Raw genomic sequence first — 6986 nt, 5'->3', positions numbered from 1 at the left:
GTAATGGCATAGGCCGGCTCCAGCTCTCCCAGCATATCCGGGGTATATTCCACCTGCCGGCCCTCGAAATCCACCGTCAGGGTCCCCTCCCGATTGTCCACCCGGGTGATCTGGCCGATATCTCCGTTGAAAATTCCCATGCCGGAGGCAAGTCCGTCCCGCCACAGCACGTCATAGTTGTTGCGCACCTGCATCACCCGGTCTCCCTGGCGAAAGACATACTCCCCGAACCGGCGCTCCGGCTTGTCCGCCCCCGGGGGATTCACCGCCTCCTGAATGGCGCAGTTCAGGCTGGCGGTACCCGCCACCCGCTTGCGGGTGGGAGCGAGTACCTGAATCTGGTCGGCGGGGATGCCCATGTTGTTTGGCAGGCGGGTTTTCACCAGCTCCACAATGGTCTCGGCGGCCCGGGCGGGGTCTTTTCGCCGGAGAAAGAAAAAGTCCCGGCTGTTGTCCCGCAGGTCGGGCAGCTCCCCCCGGTTGACCCCGTGGGCGCTGCGGATGATGGCGCTTTCGGCGGCCTGGCGGAAAATTTCCGTCAGACGCACCATGGGAACCACTCCGCTGCGGATGAGGTCGGAGAATAAATTTCCCGGCCCCACGCTGGGCAGCTGGTCCGGGTCCCCCACCAAAATCAGCCGGCAGTCCGGCCGCAGGGCGGAGAGCAGGCCCTGCATGAGCACAATGTCCACCATGGAGGTCTCGTCCACAATGACGGCATCCGCCTTCAGCGGATCGCTCTCATCGTGGGCAAACACCAGCCGCCCGGAGCGGGGATCGTACTGGGTCTCCAGCAGGCGGTGAATGGTGCACCCCTCCGCTCCGCACAGTTCCCCCAGCCGCTTGGCCGCCCGGCCGGTGGGAGCGGCCAGGGCGGTCTCCAGTCCCAGCTCCTCAAACAGGGCCAATACCCCCCGCAGAGAGGTGGTCTTGCCGGTGCCGGGGCCGCCGGTGAGCAGCATCACCTGCCGCCGGGCAGCCAACTGTACCGCCTGGCGCTGCTGGGGCGCGTAGGTAATACCCTGACCCGCCTGGATGCGGTCGATGAGCCGGTCCAGCTCATGGGGGGCCGTCAGCTCTCCCCGGGCCATTTCGGTCAGCCGCCAGGCCACGTATTGCTCCGCCTCACACAGGTCATGGAGGTACACCGCCTCCTCCCCCGCCACCGGCTCCTGAATCACCTCACCCCGCTCCAGCAGGGCCTCCAGGGCGTCCTCCAAAAGCTCGTCCTCCACCCCGATGAGCTGGCCGGTGGCGGCAATCAGCTTTCCCCTGGGCAGAAAGGTGTGGCCGTTGTCCAGGTTGTGGGCCAGCTCGAACAGCAGGGCGGCCTCCACCCGCTGCGGGTCCTCTCCCTCCATGCCCATGGACAGGGCCAGGGCGTCGGCCTGGGAAAAGGCCACACCCAGCTCCTGGTCCACCATCAGATAGGGATTGCCCCGGATCACCTCCAGCACCCGGTCCCCATACCTGCGGTAAAGGGGCATGGCCAGCTGAAGGGGGATCTCATGCTCCCCCAGAAATTCCAGCAGCCGCCGCATACCCAGCTGGAGGCGGAAGCTCTCCCCCATGGACAGGGCCTTTTTGCGGGTGATTCCCTTGATCCGGGTCAGCTGCTCCGGGCGCTCCTCCAGCACCCGCAGAGCCTCCTCCCCAAATTCCTCCACCATCCGCCGGGCGGTAGCGGCGCCGATGCCCCGCACCGCCCCGGAGGACAGGTAGTCAAAAATGGCCTTGGTGCCGGCGGGCAGGCGCCGCTCCACCACCTCGGCCTTAACCTGCTCCCCATAGGAGGCGTGGCGCATCCACACGCCCTGGACCAAGATGCCCTCCCCAGGCGCCACCCCGGGCATACACCCCACCACAGTGACGGCGGCGCCGTCCCCCACATCCAGCCGGAGCACGGTGTAGCCGTTCTCCTGGTTCTGGTAGACCACGGCTGCCACGGTCCCCTCTAAGTATGTCTCTTCCGCCTCCCGCATGGCCGCCCCTCCTCTTTCTTTCAGGGATATGATACCATCAGGGCGGCGGTTTGTCGAATCCTATTTCCCCAGAAGGTATGCCCCCAGCCGCTCACCGGGGCAGATCACCAGTCCGGTGCTCTCCGCCAGCAGGGCGGCCGCCACCGCCCGGCCAGCCGGGTCCAGGCCGTTGTCGGCAATGACAATGGTAAAGCGGGCCGGCTCCCCGCCCCGCAGCCATAAAAGGCCCTTTACATCCTGCTCCAGGTGCTCTCCGCCGCCGCTGGCGGGTACCACGGCATACACCGCTCCTCCGCCCGCCGACGGACTCACCAGCCTGCCCATCAGCACCCAGCCCAGCGCCAGCAGTCCCGCCGCCGCCAGCAGGGCCAGCAACACCTCCGCGATGGCATGCACAATTCCTCACCTCCGCCCCATCCTATGCGGCGGAGGGAGAAAAGGCGCTCAGTTCCCCACAGTGGCCACCACCAGGCCGGTGGCGAAGGTCATAATCAGGCCGGCGGTCACCACCCCCAGGAAAATGGAGGGCAGGGCCTTGCGCAGGGGCATGTCCAGAAAAGCCGCCGCCAGCGCCCCCGTCCAGGCGCCGGTGCCGGGCAGGGGGATGGCCACGAAAATCCACAGGCCCAGGTACTTGTATTTGCTCACCTTTTCCCCTTTCAGGTGCGCCTTGGTCTCCAGCTTGTCCACCAGGGCGTTGAGCCTGGGAGATTTCTGCCGCATCCACAGAAAGATCCGCCGGATATAGACAATAATAAAGGGGATGGGAATCATGTTGCCGATGATGGCCGCCACCAGGGCTTGTCCCGCCGGCAGGCCCAGGGCAGTGCCGAAGGGAACGCCCCCCCGCAGCTCAATCACCGGCACCATGGAGACCAGCATGGTAAAAAGCATCTCACCCAAATTTGTGGCTGTCAGCCAGTTCAATAGCTCCAAACAGAACACCTCTCATCCGAAATCCTTTGTATTGTACCATATCCCCCGGGGAGATTGCATTAAATTGCATTAATTTTTTATAAAAAAAGGATTTTTCCTCTCCGGTCCCGGCCTTGTCCCCGCCTGGAAATAGTGATATAATGATTCGACCATTTTGGAAAAGAGAGGCTGACCGACATGACTTATAAAGAAGAATTCATCACCTTCATGGTGCGCTCCGGCGTGCTCACCTTCGGGGACTTCACCACCAAGTCCGGCCGGAAAACCCCCTACTTCATCAACACCGGCAACTACAAAACCGGCGCCCAGGCCGCCAAGCTGGGGGATTATTACGCCGCCTGCATCCAGGAGAATCTGCCCGACTCCGTCACCTGCCTGTTCGGCCCCGCCTACAAGGGTATCCCCCTGGCGGTCACCGCCGCCGCCTCCCTGTACCGGATATATGGCCGGGACCTGCCCTACTGCTTCAACCGCAAGGAGGCTAAGGATCACGGAGAGGGGGGCTCTATGGTTGGCTATAAGCCCCAGAACGGGGATGACGTGGTGATTGTGGAGGATGTGGTCACCGCCGGCACCGCCGTACGGGAGACCATTGAGCTGTTCAAGCATGTGGCCGATGTACACATGAAGGCCCTCATCGTCTCCGTGGACCGGATGGAGCGGGGTACCCGGGACTGCTCCACCCTGGACGAGCTGCGGGAGGATTACGGCATCGCCGTCTTCCCCATCGTCACCGTACGGGAGATCATCGCCTTCCTCCACAACCGGGAGATTGACGGCAACGTGTACATCGACGACGAGATGAAGGGCAGAATGGAGGCCTATCTGAAGGAATACGGCGCCCGGTAAGGATCGGTACGGTGCGGACATCGCCCCTGCCGTCCAATCTGCGAAAGGAGGGTCCGGCCATGGGTACCCACGATGGACACCGTCAGCGGCTGAAAACTGAATTCCTGGCCCGGGCCGACTCCTTTCCCGACCACAAGCTGCTGGAGCTGCTGCTCTTCTACGCCAATCCCCGCAGCGACACCAATCCCCTGGCACACGAGCTGATGGACCATTTCGGCTCCCTGGCGGGGGTGCTGGACGCCACGCCGGAGGAGCTGCGGAAGGTGAAAGGGGTGGGGGAACACGCCGCCGTGCTGTTCAAGGCGGTGAAGGAGCTTTCCGGCCGCTACCTCACCGCCCGTACCCAGACCGACGACATCGCCCGCAGCGCACGGGATTACTATGCCCTGCTGCGCCCCTACTTCTTCGGGGCGCGCAACGAGATGCTGTGTCTGCTGTGTATGGACGGCAAGCACAAGGTATTGGGCATTCGCAGGCTGGGCGAGGGCAGTGTGAACGCCGTCGCCATCATTACCCGGCTGGTGGCCGAGGCCGCCCTGTCCCTCAACGCCTCGGCGGTGGTGGTGGCTCACAACCATGTCTCCGGCATCGCCCTCCCCTCCGACGAGGATGTGGCCTCCACCAATGCCCTGGCCCAGATTCTGAGTACCTTGGGGATACGCCTGGTGGATCACCTGATCTTTGTGGATGACGACATGGTATCCCTCCGGGACAGCGGGTTTTATCAGCCCCGGGAATAAAACTCACAGTTGCAGTAGAACATTTGTTTTGGTACAATGGGAAAGCGAGGTGAGGGTATGCCGAAATTTGAAGTGGTCAGCGAATACACGCCGTCGGGCGATCAGCCCGAGGCCATTGCCGCCCTGGCGGCGGGCATTGAAAACGGCCTGGAGGAGCAGACCCTGCTGGGGGTCACCGGTTCGGGCAAGACCTTCACCATGGCCAAGGTCATCGAGGCGGTGCAGCGGCCCACCCTGGTACTGGCCCACAACAAAACCCTGGCCGCCCAGCTGTGCGCCGAATTCAAGGAATTTTTCCCCCACAACGCGGTGGAGTATTTCGTGTCCTACTACGACTACTATCAGCCGGAGGCCTATATCCCCCACACCGACACCTTTATTGAAAAGGACTCCGCCATCAACGAGGAGATTGACCGGCTGCGGCTGGCGGCCACCGCCTCCCTGATGGAGCGGCGGGACGTAATCGTGGTGTCCTCGGTGTCCTGCATCTACGGACTGGGGGAGCCGGAGGACTTTGCCAAAATGATGGTCTCCCTCCGGGTGGGGGCTACGCTGGAGCGGGATGAGCTGCTGAAAAAGCTGGTGGACATCCGCTACGAGCGCAACGACATCGCCTTTGAGCGCAACATGTTCCGGGTCCGGGGGGACACGGTGGAAATCTTTCCCGCCTACTGGAAAGATTCCGCCATCCGAGTGGAATTTTTCGGAGACGAGATTGACCGGATTTCCGAGATCAACGTGGTCACCGGAACCCCCATCCGGCGGCTGACCACCATCCCCATCTGGCCCGCCACCCACTACGTCACCCCCAAGGAGAAGATGGACGCCGCCGTGCAGGAGATCTACAAGGAGCTGGAGGAGCGGGTGGCCTTCTTCGAGCGGGAAGGCAAGCTGATCGAGGCCCAGCGCATCAAGCAGCGCACCATGTACGACGTGGAGATGATGCAGGAGCTGGGCTACTGCACCGGCATTGAGAACTACTCCCGGGTCATCGAGGGGCGGCCCGCCGGGTCGCCTCCCCACACCCTGCTGGACTACTTCCCCAAGGATTTCGTGCTCTTTATCGACGAGAGCCATGTCACCCTCCCCCAAGTCCGGGCCATGTACAACGGGGACCGGGCTCGGAAAACCAGTCTGGTGGACTACGGCTTCCGCCTCCCCTGCGCCTTCGACAACCGGCCCCTGAAGTTTGAGGAGTTCCAGGGGCGGCTTAACCAGGTGGTATACGTGTCCGCCACCCCCGGGGAATACGAGCGGGAGCGCTCGGGACAGATTGTGGAGCAGGTGATCCGGCCCACCGGCCTGCTGGACCCCCGCATTGAGGTGCGGCCGGTGGAGGGGCAGATTGACGACCTGATCGACGAGATCAACCAGCGCACCCAGCGGCAGGAGCGGATTCTGGTCACCACCCTCACCAAGAAGATGGCGGAGGATTTGACCGCCTACCTCACCAATGCGGGCATCAAGGTGCGGTACATGCACCACGACATCGACACCATTGAACGGATGGAGATCATCCGGGATTTGCGGCTGGGTACCTTCGACGTGCTGGTGGGGATCAATCTGCTGCGGGAGGGTCTGGACTTGCCGGAGGTGTCCCTGGTGGCCATTCTGGACGCCGACAAGGAGGGCTTCCTCCGTTCGGAGACCTCCCTCATCCAAACCATCGGCCGGGCCGCCCGCAACGCCGACGGCCTGGTGATCATGTACGCCGACACCATCACCCCCTCCATGGCCCGGGCCATGGACGAGACCCAGCGGAGGCGGGCCAAGCAGGACGCCTTCAACCAGGCCCACGGCATCGTACCGAAAACCATCATCAAGTCGGTGCGGGACGTCATTGATTTGTCCGAGGATAAGGGGGAACTGCCCCACTCCAAAAAGGCCCTGTCCAAGAAGGAGAAGGAGGCCGCCATCGCCAAGCTGGAGAAAGAAATGCGGGAGGCCTCCAAGAGATTGGAATTCGAGTACGCCGCCGTGCTGCGGGACCGCATCATCGAGCTGCGGGGACAATAGCCTCCCGCAGTTCTTTCGGGGTCCCGCCTCCGGCGGGGCGGCGCTTGCGCCGTACAAGCGTTTTGCCGCAGGCAAAACCTTGGCGCAGGGCCAATTCACTTGGCCCGAGCATGTCAAATCCATTCAGGGCTCCCACACGGCAGGAGCCGTGTGGGACAATGCGGGAGGCCTCCAAGAGATTGGAATTCGAGTACGCCGCCGTGCTGCGGGACCGCATCATCGAGCTGCGGGGACAGGGATGATGGAGTTGCCCCCATGCAGGCCCAACCACCGCAACCAACCGGACTGTATGCAAACTTGGCTGTATGCCTTCGCCCCTCAGTTGGGAGATACAGATATTACGCGCGTCCATTTCCCCAGGCTCTATAAATCTGATAAGCGAGGTTTTTCACATGAATTACGTTACCTTAGGCAAAACTGGTCTCAAGGCCGCCGTCATTTCCTTCGGCGGCATCCCCATCCA

Annotated in this window: 7 protein-coding genes; 4 read left to right on the top strand and 3 right to left on the bottom strand. The window is 62.8% G+C overall.

Annotation, left to right across the window (positions count from 1 at the left end; genetic code table 11):
• The 3 genes from Q0J74_RS09580 to Q0J74_RS09570 form a co-directional block, all read right to left on the bottom strand.
• Window positions 1–1982: SF1B family DNA helicase RecD2 (locus Q0J74_RS09580; protein WP_297213914.1), on the bottom strand; the 1982-nt coding region annotated here is incomplete at its 3' end.
• 60 nt (window positions 1983–2042) lie between these two features.
• Complete coding sequence (locus Q0J74_RS09575) at window positions 2043–2378, bottom strand: hypothetical protein (RefSeq protein WP_297213911.1); 336 nt, start codon at window positions 2376–2378, stop codon at window positions 2043–2045.
• A gap of 48 nt (window positions 2379–2426) precedes the next feature.
• The gene (locus Q0J74_RS09570; protein WP_363315578.1) at window positions 2427–2918 is read right to left on the bottom strand and encodes a COG2426 family protein; all 492 of its coding nucleotides are present in this window, start codon (window positions 2916–2918) and stop codon (window positions 2427–2429) included.
• A 177-nt stretch (window positions 2919–3095) separates the two neighbouring features.
• Here Q0J74_RS09570 and pyrE point away from each other — a divergent pair, with 177 nt between their 5' ends.
• The 4 genes from pyrE (at window position 3096) to Q0J74_RS11115 (ending at window position 6765) form a co-directional block, all read left to right on the top strand.
• Window positions 3096–3767 carry an orotate phosphoribosyltransferase gene (pyrE, locus tag Q0J74_RS09565; RefSeq protein WP_297213908.1) on the top strand — a complete coding sequence of 224 codons (672 nt, stop codon included), beginning with the start codon at window positions 3096–3098 and terminating at the stop codon, window positions 3765–3767.
• Between the two features lie 59 nt (window positions 3768–3826).
• Window positions 3827–4507: a JAB domain-containing protein gene (radC, locus tag Q0J74_RS09560; protein ID WP_297213905.1), complete on the top strand. Its 681-nt coding sequence runs from the start codon at window positions 3827–3829 to the stop codon at window positions 4505–4507.
• A gap of 57 nt (window positions 4508–4564) precedes the next feature.
• Window positions 4565–6523, top strand: coding sequence for an excinuclease ABC subunit UvrB (gene uvrB / locus Q0J74_RS09555; RefSeq protein WP_297213902.1), 1959 nt, complete (start codon window positions 4565–4567; stop codon window positions 6521–6523).
• Window positions 6524–6633: 110 nt separating this feature from the next.
• Window positions 6634–6765 carry a UvrB/UvrC motif-containing protein gene (locus Q0J74_RS11115; protein WP_363315577.1) on the top strand — a complete coding sequence of 44 codons (132 nt, stop codon included), beginning with the start codon at window positions 6634–6636 and terminating at the stop codon, window positions 6763–6765.
• The last annotated feature ends 221 nt before the right edge of the window (window positions 6766–6986 follow it).

The organism is uncultured Flavonifractor sp. (assembly GCF_944387675.1).
GTDB lineage: Bacteria > Bacillota > Clostridia > Oscillospirales > Oscillospiraceae > Flavonifractor.
Note: the sequence above shows the minus strand (reverse complement) of the source record. Positions and strands in the feature narration are given on the sequence as shown.

Bases quoted from the DNA above. Each gene is read 5' to 3' on its own strand.
- pyrE (WP_297213908.1), top strand. From the start codon at position 3,096: ATGACTTATAAAGAAGAATTCATCACCTTCATGGTGCGCTCCGGCGTG.
- Q0J74_RS11115 (WP_363315577.1), top strand. From the start codon at position 6,634: ATGTCAAATCCATTCAGGGCTCCCACACGGCAGGAGCCGTGTGGGACA.
- uvrB (WP_297213902.1), top strand. From the start codon at position 4,565: ATGCCGAAATTTGAAGTGGTCAGCGAATACACGCCGTCGGGCGATCAG.
- radC (WP_297213905.1), top strand. From the start codon at position 3,827: ATGGGTACCCACGATGGACACCGTCAGCGGCTGAAAACTGAATTCCTG.